Origin of the sequence: Thalassospira mesophila (assembly GCF_002115755.1) — a bacterium.
In the GTDB taxonomy this organism is placed as follows: Bacteria; Pseudomonadota; Alphaproteobacteria; order Rhodospirillales; family Thalassospiraceae; genus Thalassospira; species Thalassospira mesophila.
Genome location: NZ_JFKA01000003.1, coordinates 410,019 through 431,945, shown reverse-complemented (window position 1 = coordinate 431,945; position 21,927 = coordinate 410,019). Strand labels below are relative to the sequence as shown.

Here is a 21,927-nt window from a genome sequence, read left to right as displayed (position 1 = left end):
GCCATCCAAGTATTCTCTGAGGAGAAAACACCAACCGAACTATACCCAATAGGGTCAGAAGCCTCCTTACCTCACTAATACAAAACAAAACCTTTAAATCGGCTTATCAAGGATAAACTTGCATGCTTAACCGGCTACAACGAGCTGCAACGATCCACGCCCCGTTTGCCGGTCATTATGATCGTGCACCAGTTCGCGTCCGTGGCGGCGCATGAAATCATCGGCAAAGTCTCGCGGGAAAAGCCAAACACCGGAATGCGGGCAACGCCGGACGGAAATCGGCGGCCGGGTTTGCAGCGCCCAGGCACGCATACTTGCCCCGATCTTGCGATTAAGCCCGCTTCGCCCCTTTTGCACGGCGTTATGTTCCATCAGCAATTCGCGAACTGACACATATTCCAATGCCGCCACGCGGGCGTTTGATGCCAGACGAAGCGCAACCGTCTGCTCAACCCGATCTTCAATCAGGCGCACAATCTGGCGCTCCATATCCGCCAGATACCGCGCCGGGCTTTCATTCAGGCGGCGTTCGCAATTGATGAAATAGCGCCGGGCCATACGCCCCTTTCCGCTATTGTCCACCATGCAAACCTCTTTCGCCATATCAAGGCTTAGATGGTAATCGGTCTTGTTATGACCGCCGCGCCCTTTGCTCCCCAAATTTGGGGAGCACAAATTCTCCGCTTTGATGAAATCCTCACCTTCCACAAACCGGTAACGCTCGATACGGTCTTTTATCCAAGTCGAAAAATCCTTTCCGACCTGCAAATAACCATGCAAATCCCGCGCATTCACCGTTTGCACCGAACCGCCTGTGAGATTGCGGGTTTCAATCTGAAACAGGGCATCACGCGAAATATTATCATTCGTCGCATTCAAGGCACGTTCCATCACGCATACTCCTTAACAGAAAACAAAAACATCAACGCGCCAGTCATTTGAAAAAAAGTAACTAATTATTTCCGTTGCAACCTATGCACTATTGACCTCAAGACATTTTCCCGGCGATGATCCCAACTGTTGTTGATTGCAGGGGATGGGGGAGGAGGAATTGAGAACAAAAAGAACGCTAACCCATATATTTTATGCGACCATTATTGGAACTGGCGTCGCCATTTTCTCCGTCGGCCTTTGGTTCAATACGGTCGAGACATGTAATGACAATGCTATTTGTTACATTTTTAAAAAGAACGAATGGGAAACAATTTTCGCCGGCTTTCTTGGTCTTGCGGGCGGTGTTATTGCCTATCGCGGAGCAACATCCGGCACCCTTGAATCCTACCGAAGAGAAAGCATTCGTTTTATCCACTCTATTATATTCTTCACGGACCAAATTACAAAACGAGGCCCCAGCATATTCGTCGTAGGAAGCCAGGAAGTTGGCACAAGCGCATCGGATCACATGAAAAAACTGGCAAAAGACATGCAAGATAAATTGCCAGATATACCAACTATCGTGTTTAGCAGTGATGCCAATGAAGCATATTTCGCGGTTAAACGAATTATATCAACAATTGCCAACAATGGCGTTGACACGAAGTTCGAAATTGTTGAAAAACTTGACAAAGCAATCGTTGAACTAACCAAAGCCCTCGAAAAAAACGGCCCTTAACCACCTTCACCAGCCACATATGCCAAGCGCCTTTGAAATCTCGAAAACCATGAAAAAGACGGCCAACGCATTATAAATTACTGCAAATCAAAAACATACATGTGAAAAGAACCCACTCCCTATAAAATAAAATTTATTTTTACAGAAAAAAATAAATTTAAAAACCCGAAAAAATCCGAGGTGAAAATGAGAAAAGCTTTACTTTATTTCTTCTTAATACTCATTATCTCTTTAATTTCCATCCTCGTCTATACAGGCTACCAGGCAGCAGGTTTGACGTCTGACTATAGAGGACAGCTCTACGTTTTTGTTAAAAGTTTACAATGGGAGACGGTTTTAGCAGGAGCGCTCGGCTTGCTTGGTGGAGTTTTCGCATTAATCGCTGTAAACATGCAAAGAGAATGGCATACAGATGACAACACAAAAATAGCATACATCATTTACAATAAAAATTACAACAGAATGCACGAAGATATCACATTCATATTAGAAAATGACGATGAAGAAGAATTGGTTGCTGCAATCAGCTATTCATTAGCTACAGAATTAGAAAAAACTACCGCCGAAGTACTATCCGCAACACCTATAGAGAAAAAAATCCTTGATATAACACTACAACTAGCGGTAAGCAGCAGAAGTTTAAAATTAAAAATAAAATATCTTAACAATCCCCGTGAGGATTTAGGAGAAACATCATTCAATCTCTCCGACATTATTGAAGAAATAAAAATAATAAATGATACACTTGATTCTGTCCTAAAACAAAAGACATACAAAAAACTCACTCAGAAAAAAAAGAATTAAGCCAAAAAAGTATAAATCGTAACACACCCTCGGTCACGCCCCCCAACGCTTTGAAAGCTTAAAATAATCAATCAATATCAGCGCTAACTCATCGCATCCATGCAGTTTTGCCTCCTATCCAAATTCCGATAATCAGACAAGGGTCGCGCTAGACGCGCGACCACAGGTCAAATTTTCAGGATGCCGCCTTTTGGCAAGCTCCACACGGCGCCACAAAGGCTGTAGCCGGAGCTGGCGGAACATTGATAACGCGGTATTGCAACAGGCGGCTGTTGGCTCCTTCACCATCAAACCAGGCAGCCTGCATTTGCCCGCTTTCCTGCCACATCACCAAATGGCCCGGGCGGCCGCGCAAATCGGTTACTGACGCCCCATAAGCCCAAGCAACGGCGCTATAGGTTGCGCTGCCCTCTTCCTTAATGACCTGAACAGGTTGCGCGTAATCCACCACGGGATAACGACGCAAAATGGTCAAACCGGCAAAATCCAGATCATTGATAATGCGCGTTACCGTTTCTTCTGCCCCCAGGTTATCGTTGGCGGCCTCGCGCACAGCGGCGCTTAAAATATCATAACCGTTTTTCATACCGCACCCCGCATGACGTTCCGGCGGTTATCATTAACCGGCAATAGCCGACGGTTATTCAAACCGTTAAGCGGGTCTGTCCGCGCACCAGGATAGGCAATATATTGCCCAACAAGGCCAAGCTGGCGCAAAATTTCGTTCGCCTGATCAACGGCATCGGGCACCTTATGAATCGCGCCGCGCACCACAACCGCGTGAGTGGAACGCCGATTAAAGTAATAGGTATTTTCAAGCCCATAAACGCAGCACAAAACATCAACTGCAATGCCAACTGGTCCGTCAACATTTGCACCGCGCAAAATATGAAGAACGGCCTTTCGCTTTTCAAAGTCCGGGGTTATTTCCGGGAAATGTGTCATTTGATCCGCCTGTATTTTCAGTGTGAAGCAGGGTTTCCCCCACGACCACACACCCCACCCCGCGATCAAACAGGGTAAGGGGCCTATAACAGATTGTTAGGCACAGCCAATTTTTAAGCCGGGCGTATGCTTCATACCGTTGCAAATTGGCGCTTTCGGGCCTCGTTATTGTCATTCTGCGCGGTTTCCGTGCGCCGTAACACAAGTCCCCAGCCCCACTTTGTTTCAATCCAAAGTTCCGAGCCTATGGCACGCAACAGCCCGCGCATTGCGGATACATGGCTTTTCAAAATGTCCGCCCAGTCGTCTGGCATTTTCTCTGGGTCCGGCCACACAATTTCGCTTATCGACAGGTAATCAATATACCTGCCCTCGCCCCGCCCACACACTGCCAGCAGGATCATGGCACGGGCCGGGCTTATGGTTCGCACGCCCAACGGCCCTGAAATTTTCAGTGTTGTCCGCCCGGGTCTGGCAAAATGCAGGCGCGTTGTTAATGTTGGCCCGGCTTTGTGACGTCTGGCATCAACCTTTCGGTATCCGCGACGGCTCGGCACCACGGAACGGCTCAAAAAGTCACGAATTACGCCTTGTTGCGTTACCAATACCATCATGCACCTACACCGATTAGCGGGGCATGAATGCGGCCTTCCACACGATGAAAAGACCAAGTATTCTGCGCCCAAACATGGGGGATTAAATGAAATTTGACCTTGATAAAAAAGTCAGCCTCGGCTGGGTCGCCATCACGGGAATTGGGTGCCTTGCCCTTGGTTTTGGCATTTCGGATATGGGTGCCAAAATCTTTAAATTTGAATGGGAATGGGAAACGGTCATGGCTGGCGCATTGGGGCTTGCCGGTGGTTGGTTGGCCTATATGGGGGCCATGACGCCATTCACAAAAACAGACAACCGAAAACGACGACAACTTCGCCATCAATTGAACCAGCTTGTTACAGCACTTGAAGGGGAAACACATCGAATTTTGACCGGCGGCCAAGCCGTTACTGTCAATGGTGAAAACGTAACGGTAACAATGCCTCCCAAAGCAGCGACAATTTTGGAAAGACTTCCCGCCACCCCTTATGAAATAGCTGAAACCAAACTTCTCGATCTCTACGACAATCTGTTTGAGGCAATAAACAGTTATGAAGAAGAAAGCAGTGACCCAAAAATAGAAGCAATAAGACAGCGGGCGCGGGATGTAATTGATCACATCAACAAGCATCTGGATCACCACTGACTGGAAACAAAACCCATCCAAACCGCCCTCGTTGTTTCAATGCGCTACACACACGGCGCAGAGCTTTGGTTGCGAACACCTCCGACGATGCCATTTCATCCCCGGCAACAAAATGCAGGGCCGAAAGCATGGCGTTAAATGACAACTCAAACCGGGTGGTAAAAAACGCTTCACAGGCATAGTGGTCACAAAGCTGCACCAGGCCACTGCCCACCATCATCAACCGCACCGTGGGCCAGCCCCCATTTTGCCCGATCTGCTTGTCGATCAGGGTGCCGGTAATCAAATGAACCAGTGACAGCATCTCACGGCGAAAATCATGGAATTGGCTTGGCAACATCAGTTTTGCCCATTCTTCCATATCATCTTCAAACGCCTTCAAAATGTCGCGTCGTTCGGGTTCATCTTCCTCAAACATTCCCATCGCGATCATATGAAACAGGCAGGGAAAAACAGCCCGTTCAACGGCAAACCACAGGTCAAATTTCCGCCGTGGCACCACGTCGCGACTAATCTCATGAAAACCGCGCCGCAATGTCTTGGGTGGCACAAACAGACCCACGTCATTGGCCGCCAACCCAACTGTAGCAACGCGCATATCCGACGCCAGCGGTGTTCCATATTTTAAAACAGCACTCATTGTGCCACCCGCCGCCTGATCGGTTCGGGACCAGACCCGAAAGGGTTAAATCCATCTTTATCGTCGTCGGAATAAGTGAAAATCCTGCTCATTCCTCCACCTCCCCACTTTGCGCCGCGGCAACCGCTCGGGCCCAATTGATAAGCGCCAATTGATCAGGCTTCATCGCGCGCCGCTGCGACCGGGTAAGGGTAGAAACCTGCCGCAAATACTGGTCCGGCGTGGTATCACGCGGCAACATCGGCTCGGTCGATTGCGAAATCATCCAGCGCAGAAATTCCTTGGATGCGAACACCAGCGCATCGTTGCGCTCCGCATAGGTTGTCCGGCGTGAAACGGGGTTGCTCATATCGCCACCCCGCGTTTTTTGCGCGCCGCGTTCAGGTCCACCGGCGCTGCCGCCGCGGCCAGAAACGCCCCCAGCCTGTTATAAAGGCCGGACAAAGCATCACGTTCCTTGGCAATTTCGTGCGGGTCCAGCTTGCCATCGCGCATATGTTCCATATGCTTTTGCAGGTAATCTGCCGCTTGTGACGCAATCAAATGCAAATTTGTTTCACTAGGGCTTAACTTTTGCACCCCGCCAAACCCTGCCAGCGACAACACTTCATTGGCAAAACTGACCGGCAACGCCGCCATGATCCGCAACATATTTACACCATTGGGAAGGCATTCCCCGTCTCGATAGGCTTCAAGTGTGCGCTGCTTAATACCCGTTTCCTGCGCCATTTCGCGCAGGGTAATATGCTTGTTTTCCGATTGATAGGTACCCACAACCCGGCGCAGGGCTGCAGTAAAAACCGCCTGCACGGTTTCGTGGGCAATTGGTGCTGACTTCGCCATAAAAACAGTTTCCGCTTCATGCCATGGTTACAGGGTGAAGCACCGCAGCCTAGGCCGCCGCGCCTTTCGTTCCGCCCTCGATGGCGCAGCGGCCACCGGCTGGGTCATCGTCATTGCAAGCTGTCAGCCCGGAAAGATCATAAAAATCATTCGGGCTTACCTGTCCGGCAGTAACGCGATAAATCGCCAACAGCGGAACCGTCCGGGGCAAAACCTCGCCGCTGCACCATTTGGTAACAACCGACTTGCTAACCCCTATCCGCTCTGCAAATGCGCTGCGCGATGTTTGTGTGTTTGATAACCACTGTTCCAACTTCATAATGGAGACAAGGTTTCTTATTTTGAAACTTACGTCAAGCAAAAAGTTTCTAAAATCGACAACGACGCAAGTTTCCAATGATGAAACATTTATGCCCATGGAAAACAACATTCGCGCAATCCGCAAACGGCGCGGCCTCACGCAAGAGCAAGTGGCCGAACTCACCGGCGGCACCAAAGGCCAGATCAGCAAACTTGAAAATGGCGGCCTCCAGCTCGGTATGAACTGGATGGAAAAACTTGCCAGGGCGCTTGACGTTGAACCATTTGAACTGATCGCCAGCAAGAACCCTATTGTGCGGGTGCCTCTGATCGGCTGGGTTTCAGCCGGTCAACTTGCAATGACGCGCGAAGTAGATATCAACGATCTTGCCGACTGCCCCCAAATCGAATGTCACGGCGTTGATGAACGCCGCTGCATCGCCTTGGAAGTAAAGGGAGATTCGATGAATCTTGTTGCACCTGAAAGTTCCACAATCATCGTGGATGTGTCGCAAAAAGAAATGAACGATGGCAAGTTTTACGTTGTCGCCACCAATGGCGGCGAAGCCACATTCAAACGCTTCCGGGCATCGCCCAACCGTCTGGAACCGGTATCAACAAACCCGGTCCATGAAATCATTTTTCCTCAGACCGAACTTCGCGTTATCGGGCGTGTCATTCGCGTAATGCAGGACCTCTAGGCAACACCCGATCACCCCGCCCCCCTAGAAAACGCCTATGGAAAAACCGGAAAACCTTGCGTTTTCACGGTAGTAATTTCTGTATAAAAATTTACATTCCGAACAAAAGTTTCAATTAAAGAAACTTTTGTCTTGCGATAAAGTTTCACATATGGAAACTATCGCGGAGTAGATCGGCAACAAGTTTCCTATAATTACCACCGGAAAACGTACCCGTTGCCGATCATTTCCCGCAATCGCAGGTAAATCATCATGGCAACAATCATCAATCTCCCTAACCTGCCGCGCCCCCTACCACGCAATGACACGACCGTTAAACCAAAGCCATACGCACCCGTCAGCGGCGAGGCCGTAACCGTAATTCTCAATCGCTTTCCCCGTCAGGCAAAAGTCATCGCCGCACTTCCCAACGGGAACCTTCTGGTTCGCTTTACGGTCCTTAATCAGGCTCAATGGATAACCCGAAACGACATTCTCCCACCAAATAACCAAGAGGGTATGGCATGAACTGTTTTACCCCCCAATGGCACCTTGATGCCGAGCTGATCGTTGATAACTTCGCGGGTGGTGGCGGAGCGTCAACCGGCATTGAAATGGCGCTTAACCGACCGGTAAATATCGCCATCAACCATGACGCCAACGCCGTCTTGATGCACCAGGCAAACCACCCGCACACAACCCACCTTTGCGAAGATGTTTTCAAGGTCGATCCCGTTGCCGTTTGCAAAGGCCGCCGCGTGGCACTCGCATGGTTTAGCCCCGATTGCACCCATCATAGCAAAGCCAAAGGAGGAAAGCCGCGCAGCAAAAAAATTCGCGGGCTGGCGTGGGTTGTGATCCGGTGGGCGGCAAAGGTCCGCCCCCGCGTGATCATGCTGGAAAATGTCGAAGAATGGGCCGACTGGGGACCGCTGGACGTGAACGGGAAACCCTGCAAAACCCGCAAGGGCCAAACCTTCAAGATGTGGGTAGAACAACTTGAACGCCTTGGATACCGGGTAGAATACCGCGTCTTGCGCGCCTGCGACTATGGTACACCGACCATTCGCAAACGCTTGTTCGTGATCGCAAGGTGCGACGGCAAAGACATTGTTTGGCCCGAACCAACACACGGTGCACCAGGAAGCGATGCCGTCAAACAACGCAAGCTGAAACCATGGCCAGTCGCGGCGGACATTATCGATTGGGATTTACCCTGCCCGTCTATCTTTATGGACCCGGCACAAGCCAAAAAACTTGGCCTGAAACGCCCGCTTGCTGAAAATACAATGAAGCGTATCGCACGGGGAATGCAAAAGTTTGTCTTTGATGCCAAGAAACCATTTGTAGTGACAGACAGCAAAAACGCCCCAACCTCTCCTTTTACCCAAACCTATTACGGGCCAAAGCGCGAAGGCGAAACACGCGGCATCGACATGCGCAACCCGTTACCAACCCAAACAGCAGCAAACCGGTTTGGGCTGGTCCAACCGTTCATCCAGCATGTTCAACATTCATCAAGCGGCGGCGTCATGCCCGCCAACGAACCACTACGCACGGTAACCGCAACTCCCAAAGGCGGCGGCATGGCCGTTGTTTCCGCTTTCATGGCCCGGCACGATAAAACCAGGCGCGAAGCCGACGCTTACGCTTCCAGCATTGCGACCAAAGGAGCGAATAACCGCGCCATTGCCGCCGCCCACATCACCAAGTTCCGCAATGGGGCCACCGGGTACGACCCCCGCGAACCGGTCCACACCGTTACCAGCGGGGGCGCGATGAAACGCCCGGGCGGCGCAAACCCGCAGGGAATTGTAGTTGCCCATCTGGACCGGCAGTTTGGCAAAAGCATCGGCTCCGATGCACAGGAACCTGCCCCCACCATCACCGCAGGCGGCACGGGGAAAACAGCCCTTTGCACCTCGCACCTGGTTAAACTGCGCGGCACCTGCCAGCATGGCCAACCCGTGAATGATCCAATGCCAACCATCACGGCCGGCGGAAACCACGTCGGCGAAGTCCGCGCCTTTCTCACCAAATACTACGGCACCGGCGAAGGCCAACCGGCAACCGATCCGCTCGGCACTGTCACCAGTCACGACCGCTTTGGCATTGTCACCATCGCAGGCCATCAATATCAGATCACCGATATCGGCCTGCGTATGCTCACCCCGCGTGAACTGTTTCGCGCACAAGGCTTTCCCGATACCTACAAAATCGGAGATCGCGACAGCGACGGCTTTAAATTCAGCAAAAGCCAGCAGGTTGCCAAATGCGGCAACGCCGTATGCCCACCTTTGGCAGCGGCCCTTGTCCGCGCAAACGTCGCGGCCAGTAGTCTGTTTGACACCGGGAGAAAGGCAGCGTCATGACAACCCACGGGTCTTTCAATCCGAAAGGCTCACGCCGCACCGATGCGGGGGAGCCGATGACGGTTGCCCGCATCGATGCCGCACTACGCACGCTGGCGCGAATCATGCGCGATCATGGCGACCGTTTTGATAACGGCGACTTGATGAAAATGGCGCAAAATCTATATGACGAACGCAACCGAATAAGCCAGCCCGACAGTATAGAAAACCTTATGGCTGATTTAATGAAGGTGGCATAAGGGCTATGCGCGCCAGCCATTCCTGTTTCTGTTTGAGCGTTGGCCCCGCCCCGTATTTTGGCCGGGAAAATTTATGCCCCATCACCGACGCCACAAGCATGTCAGGGGCCTCAACCGCAATGAACCGATCCTGCAAGGCATGACGCAACGAATAAAGGCTTTGCTGACCGGTTTCAAAGGCCGCGTTTTCGCGCAAAAACTTGTTCACGCCGGTTGTAAAACTGCCATTCTTGCCGCGATAGCGCACAATTCCACCCGCCGCCACCAATGCCTTGGCGGCTGGTAACGCGGCCCCGACCAATGGCAAATTGCGAATAGACATGCTGGTCTTAATTTCGCGTATCTGGTTTGGCCTGATCCTGATATGCGGGATTGGGTCATCAAGAACAAAATCAGCCTGTTCCAGACCACAAATTTCCCCCGGTCGCGCCCCGGTTTCCGCAAGGATTGCAACGATGCGCCGGGCTTCGTCATTGATGCCGCCAAGAAGGCAACCAGGTGCCAACAGCATTTGCACAATCCAGTCACGCGATACCGTTTCACCCCGGCTTTTGCCCTGCGTGACATGGTTGCGAAATGCAATCCCCTTAAACGGGTTTTCAACACCCATTAACCGCGCATCGCTGACAACGCGAAACATGGCGCGCAGGCAATTCACTTCCTTGTTGGCCGATTTAACCGATAGCTTTTCATCGCGCAGGCGGTCGCTCCACCACCCCCGAAACTGCAACGCATCCTGCCGCGACAGTTCGGCAACCGGTTTGTCACCAATAACGGCCAGCAGGTTTTTTTGGGATCGCCGATGCGGGTTTAAGGCAAGCTCCACCTGCCGAGGCGACTTGCCAATCCGTGCGTCAAAACTCAATTTTTCATATTCATCAAACAGCGTCGAAATCATAATCCGGGGCATGGGAACGGCCCCAAGAACGGCATCAATGACACGACGATCATCAACAGTTTCAAGGCTTTCAAGCCGGGCAACGACATCCTTGGCCGGGGCCTCGGCAATCTCCCCCGAATGCTGATACCGCCACCCCAACCTGACAGCCAGATCACGCGCCCGCTCATACCGCTCTTGCGCGCCAGCAACCTTGCCAGATGCCCGCAATTCATCCCAATAACCGATAACACTTTCATTCACCCGGCCCACGGCCAAACGAGCGGAATCATAGCTATCTGTCTTAAGGGAAATCTTGACTTCGCTGCCCAGAATATCGACCAGATCAGCAGGCACACGACGGCGATAACTGTATCGGCGACCGCGACGAATGATATAGCGGCTAAGGTCCTCGGGCATGGCCTGTGTCCCAAAATGTGTACCAAACTGTGTACCAAAATTGAGAACCAACCGTATTTGAACCCGATAGCACCCGTCAATCTAAATAGATCAACACGTTACAAGCCATTGAAATTGCTGATTAAAACGAAAAAAGGCTCCCGTTAAGGGAGCCTTTATCACTGGCGGGCAAGGAGGGATTCGAACCCTCGATGGGGCTTTTGACCCCATACTCCCTTAGCAGGGGAGCGCCTTCAGCCACTCGGCCACTTGCCCGTTCTGCGTCGTGTTCCGTGTGGAACGCCGCCTTTCTTAAACATCCGATCCGGTACTGTCAATGCCTCAAAACCGGCTCAGGACCGATTTCTTTTTACTCTTGTACATTTAGCGGCATTTTTCGCAAAAAATCGATGTCGACCTGTTATAGCCCGCTTCTTTTTCAACCAGCAGGCATCACATCTGCGTTCGTCTGCCAAAGCCCACGTCATTTTATGCATTTTTCCGAACTGTCTTGAAACAATCACAGAGCTGTCACGGGCCGGAAAAGAATTTGTGGCATAAGGTCCGCTTACGGGAAGAAGTTATGATCAGCCCGTGACCCGATGTGAGCGAAAGACACGCAGGAGCATTCAATGCGGACCGTCTATCAAAGCACCGATGACCATGGCCATGTTTTGCGCACCCTGAAACTTCAAAATGAAGATCACCCGAACCCGGTATATCTGGGCATTGTCATTCGGGAACGCGAAGTTCTTTTCCAGACCCGCGAAAGCACCTCTCGCGATCAGGTTCTGCAAAAGATCAAGGAATTTGTCGCTGCCCACCGCCCGGAAATGTCCTTACAGCCAGCATAATTGCTGGCTTTTTTATTGCCTGATTTCTGGCACCCGGAACCGGTTTTCCGCGCCAGTGGGCACTAGATCGCGCCGGGGCGTTTGTTGCACCTTGTATTCACGCGCCCCATAAAACTGACCCGCCGGGTTAACGCCGGCGGGCCTTTTTTGGTTTAACACTGCAATCAGGTTTCACGAATGTGCCGATGGCAGTTTTTGCCATCCCGAAACCGCAAAATGATCAGCCCGACCACGACCACCGGCATCATCCCCACATTCACAGCATCCCAGCCTGCCCCGACAATCAAAGCACCCGCAGCAAAGGATGCAATGGCACCCAAAATGCCGTTTGCCAGTTCCATCAGGGCCTGGGCATGGCCGCGTTCAGCCGCATTGTGCCCTTCGCCCAGCAAGGTTGTCCCAGCCAGCAACATCAAATTCCAGCCCAGACCAAGCAACAGCGAACTTATCAGGAAGTGCCCGAAATCCAGCCCCATCAGGGCTGCACTGGCACTTATCAGCAAAATAACACTGCCGATACCGGCGATATTACGCGCCCCGAACCGGTCGATCAGCGGCCCGGCAACAAAGGCGGGCAAAAACATGCCAATGAAATGCCAGCGAATAACTTCTGACGACTGAGAGACATCAAACCCGCAAAACTTCATTGCAAGTGGCGTCGCCGTCATCACCAGCACCATCACCCCCTGCCCGATCGCACTGATGGACACGGCGGTAAATATTTTGGGGCGCTTTAACAAATTGCGCATCACTTGCCCGCCATTAGGAATGCGGGCGGGAATATCACCCTGTGCCACGCCCGACAGCAAAATAATTGCGACAACCGCCATCACAATCATGGCCAGATAGGCCCCTAAAAACGGCACCACCAGTGCATCGCGTGACCATACCGCCAGTTCAGGTGCCACCAGTGCGGCCAGCACCCCGCCCCCGGTAACATAGGCCGCCGCCCGGCCCTTATGGGCATTTTCAACCGCCTCAAGTGCGACATAGCGATAATAGCGCGCCGATGCCTGATAAATGCCAATCGGCACCGCACCAATGCAAAAAATGGTAAAGTCACCCAGGTAAACACCCAATGATGCAATGCTTGCCCCGGCAACACCAAACCACGCCCCGGCCATCAAACCGGCCCGACGCCCGCGCCGTTGCATGAATATGGACAAGGGATGAACCCCGCCAAGGTTACCCAGCACCAGCAAGCCTAATGGCAAGGTTGCCAAACTGGCATAGGGGGCCAGTTGCACGCCCACCAGCGATGTCAGGGTGATGCCCACCATCGAACACAACCAGTACAAAGCCTGGGCGATAAAAAGCAGGCGCACCTGCCCATTGGTCAGTAACAACATGTCGCCAACTTTCAAAAACGGAATTTATGACTGTAAAAAATCGGAAAAATCAGGATGCTCAGCCCGCCCCGCTGACTACACAGGTAAAACCGTTACCCCGAACCGTTCCGCATAATCCTGTGGGCTGATCGACAAATGACGATGGAAGGCACGTCGCAAGGTTTCAGGGTGCCCGAAACCACATAACCGGGCCACCTGGCTGATAGAAATATCGCCCGCCTGTAACAGCCCCCGTGCGGCTTCCACCCGAATGCGTTCCACATATCGTGCCGGGGTCAGGCCCAGATCGCGGGTAAAAACACGCGAAAAAGTTCTTGGCGACATCCCGGCGCGGGCTGCCATCGCATCTAGCGACAAATCTGCCTGCAAATTGGCCGGCAACCATTCCAGCAAACCGGCCAGTTGCCCCGATGCCCCAATGGCGGGGGTAAGATAGGCGCTAAATTGTGCCTGACCGCCGGGCCGTTTTAAAAACATCACCAGCCGCCGCGCCACAGCCAGGGCAACGGTACGGCCACAATCGGCTTCGAGCAAAGCCAGCGCCAAATCAATCCCGGCTGTCACACCGGCAGATGTAAAGATATGCGCATCGCCATCAAGACCGGTCGGGTCATAGGTGTGCATCCGGTTTTCCACCAACCCTATGCCTGGATAGCTCGCGCGCATTTCATCACAGCGAGACCAGTGCGTTGTTGCCACCCGGCCATCAAGCATCCCGGCGGCGGCCAGCACCAACGCCCCAGAACAGACCGAGCCAACACGCGGCACCACATCGCTGGCCGCCTGAAACCAGCTGACAACAGCAGGGTTACGGCGCACCCGGTCGATGCCGTCTCCACCGGGGATCAGCACGGTATCGATCTGTGTCAGATCCAGTTCATCGCGTGCCTGATCGGCAAATATCCTGACCCCGAATGAGGTCTGAACCGGGCCTGATTGCTCGGCAAATACCAGCACGTCATACGCTCGCCGCTGGCCCTGGCGCGCCAGTTCTTCGTTGGCAGAGGCAAAAACCTGCAATGGCCCGGTGACATCAAGGCTCATGACATTGTCAAAAGCATAACAGGCCATTTGGCGCACCGTTTTATGGGGTAATACGGGAATTGTCATGGGCCAGCCTCCTGTATGGATGGTGCCATTTTGCCCCAAGGGCGCATTGGCAACAATGACAAACACCCCACCAATTTTGCCAAAATGCCATTTCATCGCAGCAAAACCCGCCTTGCCCAAACGCAAAAACGCCTGCAGCTTGGTAGCCACAGGCGTTTTAAAGGCAAAATCTATGTTGTTAACGGCGCGACCGCTCTAAAATCCGCTGCGTTGTAGCAGCGCATAAAAATCGCGCAAGGTTCCTTCTTTTTCACCGGAATCCTGCAAATCATCAACAAGATGATCGGTGAAATTGGGTTGGCGTAAATAACCAACCACACGCTTGCGGGCCATTGTTGCCGATTTGCCCTCGATCAACACACCGCTGGAACAAAATTTAACCAGCATATAGGCACGCTGGCGCAGATGCAGATCAGGGTTATCAATACGCTCGATCACCTTTTCCCGTATCAGATAATCGGCCAGGCCATTATCAAGCCGTTCGCTAAGATGATGCTTTAAATCCTCGACGAAATTAGACCGGCTGACATTTTCGTGCATCCGCGTAACCATCGCCATTTTTTCACGCGGCTTGGCCTGCATCCCGCAAAAGGCCCGCAGCCCACGCATGTCGGCAACCGTTTTACGGGTTAGCTCGGCCAGTTCGCCTTCAATTTCACCCGCACGTTCGCATTTGGTGACGTCTGCCAAAAATGCCAAACGCCGCCAGCCCGGCGCCAGGTTCGTCGCAATTTCGTCAACACCTTCCCCAAAGGCACGGCTGCCGCCGACATTGCGCACACGGGCACCGCGCTCGACCAGTGCTTCCACCATTGGCTGACCAAAAACAACGCCATCTGCATTCAGCAACCGGTCGAGTATCTCGACAAGCGGATTAGCGTCTTCCTCTGATCGCGACAGGCTATTGGGGCTTTTAAGTTCGCGGGCAATATAATCGAACAGAACAAACTGCGCCTTTGGCATCAGGCCTGCCGCAAATAGCGGGTTTAACAAATCAAGAACATCCTGTGCTGCTCCGCGGTTGCCGCGTGCCTTGCCCAGCGCCAAATCAATATGCAGTAAAACCGCCTCGCCAAAATTACGCGACGGCCCCAGCAAATCCTTTAATGCAACCGGCGAGCCCAGAATATCGGCGACCACATCGTCAACCATGGCGCGTGCCCGGTTGTCCTTGGGGTCGCCTTTAACTTTAAGGGCAAAGTCAAGCTTGCCGATCCAGCTTCGCGACGACGACAAATGACGGGTTAACGCCACCATGGTCAGGAAATCGGTATCCTCGGCCAGGCGCAGCTGTCTGATTTCGCGGCGGACTTCGGCAATGGTGGCATCTTCGAATTGCGGCAGGTCATATTTTTCGACCTGCCGTGCGCGTGCCGCCAGCGTATCAATCGCCCGATGCAGCTTGCTTGCCGCCTCGATATGGTTTCCTTCGGTCGTGCGCGAATGGATCGTGGCAACCCGGTCAACCGCACTGGGCAACAAGGTGTCATGATACATCAGCTTCCGAAGGTTTTTGTAATTATACATTACCTCGGTCGGGGTCAGGACTTCCTGTTCGAAATACTTGCGCAGCAACCGGTTTATGGTTGAACGGCTTTCGACCCCCAGCAGGTCCTCGTCAGTCTCGCACAGCGCGGCATCCTCGATCGGGGTTACCCGAACCGGTTCGTCGCCGCCATCACCCTGACCTTCTTTTTCAAGAAGAACCTTTTCTATATGTCGGCCATCTTCACGTTCCCAGTCACGAACGATCCGTACCGCAGACACTTTGCCCCGCAAAACGGATTCCGCTTCTATCTGGGCCTCTTTTTCGACATCATATGTTGCGTGAATGATCCATCGATCACCCCGCTTGACACGTACTTCGTACGTATAAGCTGTTGTTACCGGCATAATGCAACCTGGCTCCCCAAAACTACCTGTATCGGCGAATAACCGCGGAAAGCAGCAGCTGCATGTCCCAAACCAAGGGTATGTTCCCTCTTAAGAACAGGATAATCGATAGATTAGCGGAAAACAATAGAGCGTCACCACCCGTTGCCGGCGCAACATCATCCAAACGGCTGGTTTTATGCCTGGTTTGGTTGTTAGTTTATGATTTCAAACATGTTTTTCGAAGTTGAAAAACTTTATCCGCAAGCCCCTAAAAATACACATCACACAGCCAAAACGGCGTTCCGGGCCACAATCATGGCGCGAAAACAGTGCGACGCGCACAAAGCCACATTCCCCATCGTCCTCCCCGCGATCAGGATTGATTAAAGGCACCTGAAATATCGTCGGCAAAATGTCCAAGAAGCAGGCTCATGGTGGCGACAATATCGGCACTGTCTGCCGAGGCCGGTTTAAGCCGCTGATCAAAGCGGTTGGACAAGACAATAGCGCCACTTGAAAAATCAATAATTTTCCATTGGGCGTTCAGGCGCACGGTTCGATCCGGCTGGGCTTCAAAATTATCAATATCAACCGCAATCTGCCAGTTCACACCATCCCGGCTGTTCCAGGGAAACGCTTCCATGCGTTTGGGCGACAAGCGGTCTTGCAGGTCCTGCATTAACACCCGCCGGGCCGTTTCATTTAACGGCTCGGCCCATTTATCATTTTCGCGCAGATAAAGTTCGTTCTGGCCGGTGCGCAGCACCAGTTGTGCCCGGTCCAGATGGCTGGGAAACACAATCGGCCCAATACCCAGAACGGCTTTCACAACCCCGGACTGCACAGGATGCTGTGTGGTTACCGGGGATAACACAAAATATCGCCCCTTGGGCGTAACGCTGCATGCGGCCAGGACAACCACCGACGCCACCGTCAAGGCCAGTCCGGCTTTTCGGATATGCCCTTGCGGCCAGAACCGGGATGACACCGTTTTGGAATGCCGGGTCAGGGAATGCAGGAAAGTTACTGCGGACATGTGTTATTCCTCCCGGTTGCCCGATTTGCCCAAAATCAGGGCGTTGGGATTTTGTTCAAGATAGTCGGTCAAGGTTCGAACCGACCGGGCCGCTGATGAAATTTCCTTGAGCGATTCTTCAAGGTTATAACGAACCGGCGAATTTGGTGCTGTCATATCGCGAAGATCAGTCATGGTTTTGCGGGCTTCATCAAGCGCCTCACGCGTTGCAGGCAAAACACTGCTATCAAGATGCGACACCAGCTGATTAATGCCGTTGCTGGCTTCCTGAATGCTTTCCATGCTTTTTTGCAGTTCAGGCGATGTCACAAGGTTTTCCATACCTTCGACCGTCCCCAGAACCCGCATGCCAATTTGTTCAATCGGGATGGTTTCAACCTTGGCCAACAGGGATTGCAGGGAATCTGCGATTTCGTCGATCTGGTTGGGCAGGGTTGGCAATTCGTCGATCTTGCCCGCTTCATCACCAAGATAACGAGCCGGTGCCAGCGGATACATATCAAGATCAACATAAAGCTGACCAGTCAGGAAGCTGCTGGTTTTCAGGCGGGCGCGCAAACCGTTCTTCACCAGTTGCACCATAACCTGTTTGTATTCTTCGGCGGTTTGCGGCTTTGCGCCGACCGTGCGAATACGCTCGGGCTCGATTGTAATTTGCACCGGTGCGCGGAACATCCCCTTGTCACTCAGATATTCCAGATTGACACTGTCAACCGTCCCGATCCGAATACCGCGGAACTCGACCGGCGCATCGGCAACAAGCCCCCGGATCGAGCCATCAAAATACAGCATGAATTTCTGGGTAATACCCTGCACCAGACTTTCGGCCTGTTTGCGGTTTTTATAGAGATTGAAAACAGTATTGGATTGTGCCGGACTGGCTTTTTCGTTGCCTTCGGGCGTCATGAAATTAATGCCACCCTGAATAACCGAGCGGATCGATTGCGCACGCACTGAAACCCCCTGCGCATTCAGATCGACACTAACACCGCTTGAATCCCAAAAACGGCTGTCATTGGTAACCAGCTTGTCATAGGGCGATTTAATGTAAATCGGGATCGATACCTTTTTGGCCGATGCATCAAGCGAGGTGTCAAGCACCTCGCCTACGGAAACCCCCCGCAGCAAAATCGGTGCCCCTGAATTGATCGATCCCAGATCGTCAGCCGTCAGAACAAAACGCGTTCCCTCGCTGCCATCAGCCACAAATTGCGGTTCTTCGGACCCGACAAATTCAGTCGCAGGCTTGCCCTTTTCGCTGGGTACAATTTCAATATAAGCACCCGTCACAATGGTTTCGAGGCCCGATATACCGCGTGACGACACCCGGGGCCGCACCACCCAGAATTTGGTTTTTTCGGTCAGATATTGTTCAACATCGGCATTCATTTCCAACGTCAAAACAACCTTGTCGAAATCGTCAGACAGATCAATTTTTTTGACCATACCCACATCGACATCGCGGTAGCGCACAGCCGTTTTACCCTGGGTCAATCCTTCGGCAGACTGAAAAGTAACCGTAATTTCAGGCCCTTTGGACGATACTTCACGCCAGATCAGCCAACCACCAATCATAACGGCAACCAGGGGCACCAGCCATATCAGCGACAAGCTCTGCAAACCGCGCCGGACTTCCGGTTTTTGCGGTTCTGGCTGTGACGCATTCTGGTTGTCGTCGCTCATGATGGCGTCCCCTGCTTTAATTTCTGTGTCGCACGATCCCAGATCAGGCGCGGATCAAACGCCATTGCCGACAACATTGTCAAAATAACCACGGCACAAAAGGCCACGGCACCAAACCCCGGCACAACGGTAGCAATATTACCCAGTTTTACCAAGGCTGCCAAAATCGATACCATAAACACATCAATCATCGACCAGCGCCCGATCAGTTCGGTGATGCGATAAATCCGGGTGCGTTGCCGCAATGGCCCCGCCATTCCCATGCCTGCCGCCATATAAACCCAGCTCAGCACCACAAGCTTGAAAATCGGCACTACAATGCTGGCGCAAAATACCACCATCGCAATTGGCCACTCCCCGGCCTCGATCAAAGCCCCGACCCCCGACAGGATCGTGTCGGCTTCGGTTCGCCCCAGCATGGTTACACTCATGATCGGAAACACGTTAGCCGGAATATAAAAAATGGCAGCACTGATCAGCAAGGCCCATGCCCGCGACAAGCTTGCCGGTTTACGGTGATGCACGCGCGCGCCGCAGCACGGACAAATGGCATGATCGCGCCGGGCGGTCGCGCCGGTCAGAACAAACGCACAGACCTCACACGTTACCCAGCGTTCCTGCGACGGCGCGAAAACGGCAATATCATCGGTGGTGGGGTACTTCAAGCCGCGCGGGGCCAAGCGGTGCCATACCTCGCGCGGGTCAAGTTGCGCGCTCATCAACAGGGACATCGGGATCAGGATACACACAGCATAAAATGCCGGTCCGGCAATCACATCGGCAAAGTCGTTCAGCTTGGTCAGGGCCACCAGCAACCCGATTAAAAATACGTCAAGCATCGACCAGGGCCGGGCAATGGCCAAAATCCGCCAGACCTTGCGAATGGCGGGGAAACCAAGCCCGAACCGCAATGGCAACAACACATAAATATAGGCCAAAATCAGCAAAAGCGGGGCCAGAATCGACGTCAGCCCGACCATAAAGGCCAAAAACCAGAAACCTTCATTCCAGAAAGTCAGCACGCCCGATATCAGCGTGTTGCTTTCGCTGCGTCCTTCCATGCTGAACTGCAAAATCGGGAATGAATTGGCAAGAATGAACAACATCAGTGCGGTAAAGGCAAAGGCCAGCGAGCGTTCGATACTGTTATTCTGACTTTGGTACAAAGGGGATCCACAGCGCACACACCGGGCAACATGGCCCGGCGGAATTTCTTCTTCGGTATGGAGGTAATCACAATGATCACAGGCGACCAACCGAGGCGACATGTAAGATTTACTCTCTGCTGTAAAAGGAAACACCGGTTATCCCTGATGAACCAATGAAGTAAGACGCAAAAACCCCTCACTGTCAAACGGTGTCCGCAAGCATTGGTTCCGGGCAAGTTGATATTTTTATTGATGTTTTCCAATATTATGTGCGTTTTTTCCGACCCGTGGCAAAAACTGCCGCGCTTCATCGCGCACAATGTCGTTCACGCGCGATAATAAACGACTTTCCATATTCCAGTGATGCCAAAATAACGCCCTTTCAATGACATGGGCACAAGGCTGCACCAGCCGCCCCGCCGCCAGCCCCGGTGCCGCCTGATGTTCCTCGACCACGGCATAGGCAATGCCCTGTTCGGCCATAGTCACAAACCCTTGTGAACTGGGCATGGTGTGGGCCGGAAATTCGCCGGGGTTAACGCCGAAAAAACGATGGAAAAACTGGTTTTGCAATTCATCATGCTCGGAAAAATTAACCGCCGGGCACCGGCGTAATGCATCGGCATCCACCCCGCCCGGAAAATATTTTGCGGCAAATTCCGGCGCGACCACCATGATATAGCGCATCGCCCCCAAAGACCGCACCTTGCATCCCTGCACCGGAATTTCCCGGGTGCTGACCGCCCCCAAAACCCGACCGCTTTGCAAGGATTGATGGGTTAAAACCTCATCTTCTACTTTTATATCAACCAGCAAGCCTAATTCATCAAACAGTTTTTTGGGCACATTCGTAAACCAAGTCGCCAAACTGTCGGCATTGACAGCCAAAGCAATATGCCCAAACCCGGCCCCCTCGATCAGATCGGGAACATCGTCGCGCAATTCCTGCTCAAGCAGGCGCACACGCTGATAATGCTGCAACAGGCGTTCACCGGGCTGGGTTGGCGCAATCGGCTTTGTGCGCATGATTAACGGCTGCCCGATACGATCTTCCAGCAACTTTACCCGTTGTGAAATTGCCGATTGTGTCAGGCCAAGGGCGCGCGCCGCCTTCTCGAAACTGCCATGGCGGATCACCTCCGCGCAGGCTTCCAGCAATTTGTAATCAATCATCGCTATTATCAATTTTCCTTATGCTACATCAGTATAATTCGATTTTCTTATTTTCCAAAATTGTTATGACCATGCCTGCATATCGACTATTACAAAGCAAAGGATCGCAGGCATGCTACTGACATTTGCAACCGGATTTGGATTAAGTGGCGGGTTGATTCTGGCCATTGGCGCCCAAAACGCCTTTGTACTGGGACAAGGCCTTCGCCGCCAATACCCTGCGATGGTGGCGCTGGTCTGTGCTCTGTGTGATGCTATTTTAATTGTTGCGGGGGTTGCCGGGCTGGGCACGCTGGTTGCCCGTTATCCGTTGCTTACCCAAATTGCGGCCTGGGGCGGCGGGGCGTTTTTGATCTGGTATGGCATTGGCGCGTGTCGTCGTCTGTTTAAAACCGAAGCCCTGTCAGAAACAAACCTGAAAACCCATGGCTGGAAAGCTGTGCTGTCAACAACACTGGCTGTTACCCTGCTAAATCCGCATGTTTATCTTGATACGGTGGTGATGCTGGGCGGCATTGGCGGCCAGTACCCGGCGGATGAACGCCTGTATTTCGCCCTTGGGGCTGTTAGCGCCAGTTTTATATGGTTTTTCGGCATTGCCCTGGGGGCGGCATGGCTGGCCCCTTATGTGGCCCGCCCCATCACCTGGAAAATCATTGATGGCACAACCGCACTTGTCGTGTGGCTCGTCGCGTGGCACCTGCTGGCCCCGGAAGTCGCCCACTTGCTCGGCTAGCCTGTGTTG

Annotated in this window: 25 protein-coding genes and 1 tRNA gene; 9 read left to right on the top strand and 17 right to left on the bottom strand. The window is 52.6% G+C overall.

The annotated features are described in order from the left end of the window. Positions 1-126: 126 nt before the first annotated feature. Entirely contained in the window at positions 127-738 is a 612-nt protein-coding gene (locus TMES_RS23320; protein WP_425444053.1) for an antA/AntB antirepressor family protein, read from the bottom strand. A gap of 313 nt (positions 739-1,051) precedes the next feature. On the opposite strand from TMES_RS23320, the gene TMES_RS09925 reads away from it, so the two are divergent. Further along, the gene (locus tag TMES_RS09925) at positions 1,052-1,612 is read left to right on the top strand and encodes a basic helix-loop-helix domain-containing protein (RefSeq protein WP_143589603.1); all 561 of its coding nucleotides are present in this window, start codon (positions 1,052-1,054) and stop codon (positions 1,610-1,612) included. A 186-nt stretch (positions 1,613-1,798) separates the two neighbouring features. Beyond that, positions 1,799-2,416, top strand: coding sequence for a hypothetical protein (locus TMES_RS09920; protein WP_085581949.1), 618 nt, complete (start codon positions 1,799-1,801; stop codon positions 2,414-2,416). A gap of 175 nt (positions 2,417-2,591) precedes the next feature. Here TMES_RS09920 and TMES_RS09915 read toward each other — a convergent pair whose 3' ends face one another. From TMES_RS09915 to TMES_RS22620, 3 genes are all read right to left on the bottom strand, one after another. Next, on the bottom strand, positions 2,592-3,002 hold the full coding sequence (locus TMES_RS09915; RefSeq protein WP_085581947.1) for a hypothetical protein: 411 nt from the start codon (positions 3,000-3,002) through the stop codon (positions 2,592-2,594). Then, positions 2,999-3,361: a hypothetical protein gene (locus tag TMES_RS09910; RefSeq protein ID WP_085581945.1), complete on the bottom strand. Its 363-nt coding sequence runs from the start codon at positions 3,359-3,361 to the stop codon at positions 2,999-3,001. Before TMES_RS09910 ends, TMES_RS09915 begins: the two co-directional genes overlap by 4 nt. A 131-nt stretch (positions 3,362-3,492) precedes the next feature. After that, positions 3,493-3,975, bottom strand: a complete 483-nt coding sequence (locus tag TMES_RS22620; RefSeq protein ID WP_143589602.1) for a hypothetical protein — start codon at positions 3,973-3,975, stop codon at positions 3,493-3,495. A gap of 86 nt (positions 3,976-4,061) precedes the next feature. Between TMES_RS22620 and TMES_RS09900 the strand changes: the two genes are divergently transcribed. After that, a complete protein-coding gene (locus tag TMES_RS09900) occupies positions 4,062-4,604 on the top strand; it encodes a hypothetical protein (RefSeq protein WP_085581942.1) in 543 nt (180 codons plus the stop codon). On the opposite strand, the gene TMES_RS09895 is transcribed toward TMES_RS09900, so the two are convergent. The 4 genes from TMES_RS09895 to TMES_RS22790 all read right to left on the bottom strand — a co-directional run bounded on the left by TMES_RS09895 (position 4,579) and on the right by TMES_RS22790 (position 6,517). After that, on the bottom strand, positions 4,579-5,244 hold the full coding sequence (locus TMES_RS09895) for a hypothetical protein (RefSeq protein ID WP_085581940.1): 666 nt from the start codon (positions 5,242-5,244) through the stop codon (positions 4,579-4,581). The two genes, TMES_RS09900 and TMES_RS09895, sit on opposite strands and share 26 nt — an antisense overlap. Positions 5,245-5,332: 88 nt before the next feature. Next, positions 5,333-5,593, bottom strand: coding sequence for a hypothetical protein (locus TMES_RS09890; protein WP_085581938.1), 261 nt, complete (start codon positions 5,591-5,593; stop codon positions 5,333-5,335). Next, a complete protein-coding gene (locus TMES_RS09885) occupies positions 5,590-6,087 on the bottom strand; it encodes a helix-turn-helix domain-containing protein (RefSeq protein ID WP_085581936.1) in 498 nt (165 codons plus the stop codon). The genes TMES_RS09890 and TMES_RS09885 overlap by 4 nt, the downstream gene beginning before the upstream one ends. Before the next feature lie 49 nt (positions 6,088-6,136). Then, positions 6,137-6,517, bottom strand: coding sequence for a hypothetical protein (locus TMES_RS22790; protein WP_158091218.1), 381 nt, complete (start codon positions 6,515-6,517; stop codon positions 6,137-6,139). Here TMES_RS22790 and TMES_RS09875 point away from each other — a divergent pair. The 4 genes from TMES_RS09875 to TMES_RS09860 all read left to right on the top strand — a co-directional run bounded on the left by TMES_RS09875 (position 6,504) and on the right by TMES_RS09860 (position 9,678). Then, a complete protein-coding gene (locus TMES_RS09875; protein ID WP_158091217.1) occupies positions 6,504-7,088 on the top strand; it encodes a LexA family protein in 585 nt (194 codons plus the stop codon). The two genes, TMES_RS22790 and TMES_RS09875, sit on opposite strands and share 14 nt — an antisense overlap. Before the next feature lie 252 nt (positions 7,089-7,340). Next, positions 7,341-7,595 carry a hypothetical protein gene (locus TMES_RS09870; protein WP_085581931.1) on the top strand — a complete coding sequence of 85 codons (255 nt, stop codon included), beginning with the start codon at positions 7,341-7,343 and terminating at the stop codon, positions 7,593-7,595. Beyond that, positions 7,592-9,439, top strand: coding sequence for a DNA cytosine methyltransferase (locus TMES_RS09865; protein ID WP_085581929.1), 1,848 nt, complete (start codon positions 7,592-7,594; stop codon positions 9,437-9,439). Before TMES_RS09870 ends, TMES_RS09865 begins: the two co-directional genes overlap by 4 nt. A 56-nt stretch (positions 9,440-9,495) precedes the next feature. After that, positions 9,496-9,678 (top strand): hypothetical protein, encoded by a 183-nt coding sequence (locus TMES_RS09860; protein WP_143589600.1) that lies wholly within the window; start codon positions 9,496-9,498, stop codon positions 9,676-9,678. Here TMES_RS09860 and TMES_RS09855 read toward each other — a convergent pair. Continuing rightward, the gene (locus tag TMES_RS09855; protein WP_085581925.1) at positions 9,650-10,975 is read right to left on the bottom strand and encodes a DUF6538 domain-containing protein; all 1,326 of its coding nucleotides are present in this window, start codon (positions 10,973-10,975) and stop codon (positions 9,650-9,652) included. The two genes, TMES_RS09860 and TMES_RS09855, sit on opposite strands and share 29 nt — an antisense overlap. A 162-nt stretch (positions 10,976-11,137) precedes the next feature. Further along, positions 11,138-11,230, bottom strand: a tRNA-Ser gene (locus TMES_RS09850). Positions 11,231-11,586: 356 nt separating this feature from the next. Between TMES_RS09850 and TMES_RS09845 the strand changes: the two genes are divergently transcribed. Then, a complete protein-coding gene (locus TMES_RS09845; RefSeq protein ID WP_085581923.1) occupies positions 11,587-11,808 on the top strand; it encodes a hypothetical protein in 222 nt (73 codons plus the stop codon). Positions 11,809-11,972: 164 nt separating this feature from the next. On the opposite strand, the gene TMES_RS09840 is transcribed toward TMES_RS09845, so the two are convergent. The 7 genes from TMES_RS09840 to TMES_RS09805 all read right to left on the bottom strand — a co-directional run bounded on the left by TMES_RS09840 (position 11,973) and on the right by TMES_RS09805 (position 21,182). Beyond that, on the bottom strand, positions 11,973-13,157 hold the full coding sequence (locus TMES_RS09840) for an MFS transporter (protein ID WP_085581921.1): 1,185 nt from the start codon (positions 13,155-13,157) through the stop codon (positions 11,973-11,975). A 75-nt stretch (positions 13,158-13,232) separates the two neighbouring features. Further along, a complete protein-coding gene (locus tag TMES_RS09835) occupies positions 13,233-14,267 on the bottom strand; it encodes a GlxA family transcriptional regulator (RefSeq protein ID WP_085581919.1) in 1,035 nt (344 codons plus the stop codon). 195 nt (positions 14,268-14,462) lie between these two features. Then, positions 14,463-16,046, bottom strand: coding sequence for a hypothetical protein (locus TMES_RS09825; protein ID WP_245835318.1), 1,584 nt, complete (start codon positions 16,044-16,046; stop codon positions 14,463-14,465). A 469-nt stretch (positions 16,047-16,515) separates the two neighbouring features. Continuing rightward, a complete protein-coding gene (locus tag TMES_RS09820; RefSeq protein ID WP_085581913.1) occupies positions 16,516-17,178 on the bottom strand; it encodes a PqiC family protein in 663 nt (220 codons plus the stop codon). Positions 17,179-17,181: 3 nt separating this feature from the next. After that, entirely contained in the window at positions 17,182-18,861 is a 1,680-nt protein-coding gene (locus tag TMES_RS09815; protein WP_085581911.1) for a PqiB family protein, read from the bottom strand. Continuing rightward, the gene (locus TMES_RS09810; RefSeq protein ID WP_085581909.1) at positions 18,858-20,129 is read right to left on the bottom strand and encodes a paraquat-inducible protein A; all 1,272 of its coding nucleotides are present in this window, start codon (positions 20,127-20,129) and stop codon (positions 18,858-18,860) included. Before TMES_RS09810 ends, TMES_RS09815 begins: the two co-directional genes overlap by 4 nt. A 126-nt stretch (positions 20,130-20,255) precedes the next feature. Further along, entirely contained in the window at positions 20,256-21,182 is a 927-nt protein-coding gene (locus TMES_RS09805) for a LysR family transcriptional regulator ArgP (RefSeq protein ID WP_085581907.1), read from the bottom strand. Between the two features lie 112 nt (positions 21,183-21,294). Between TMES_RS09805 and TMES_RS09800 the strand changes: the two genes are divergently transcribed. Then, the gene (locus TMES_RS09800) at positions 21,295-21,918 is read left to right on the top strand and encodes a LysE/ArgO family amino acid transporter (RefSeq protein WP_085581905.1); all 624 of its coding nucleotides are present in this window, start codon (positions 21,295-21,297) and stop codon (positions 21,916-21,918) included. The last annotated feature ends 9 nt before the right edge of the window (positions 21,919-21,927 follow it).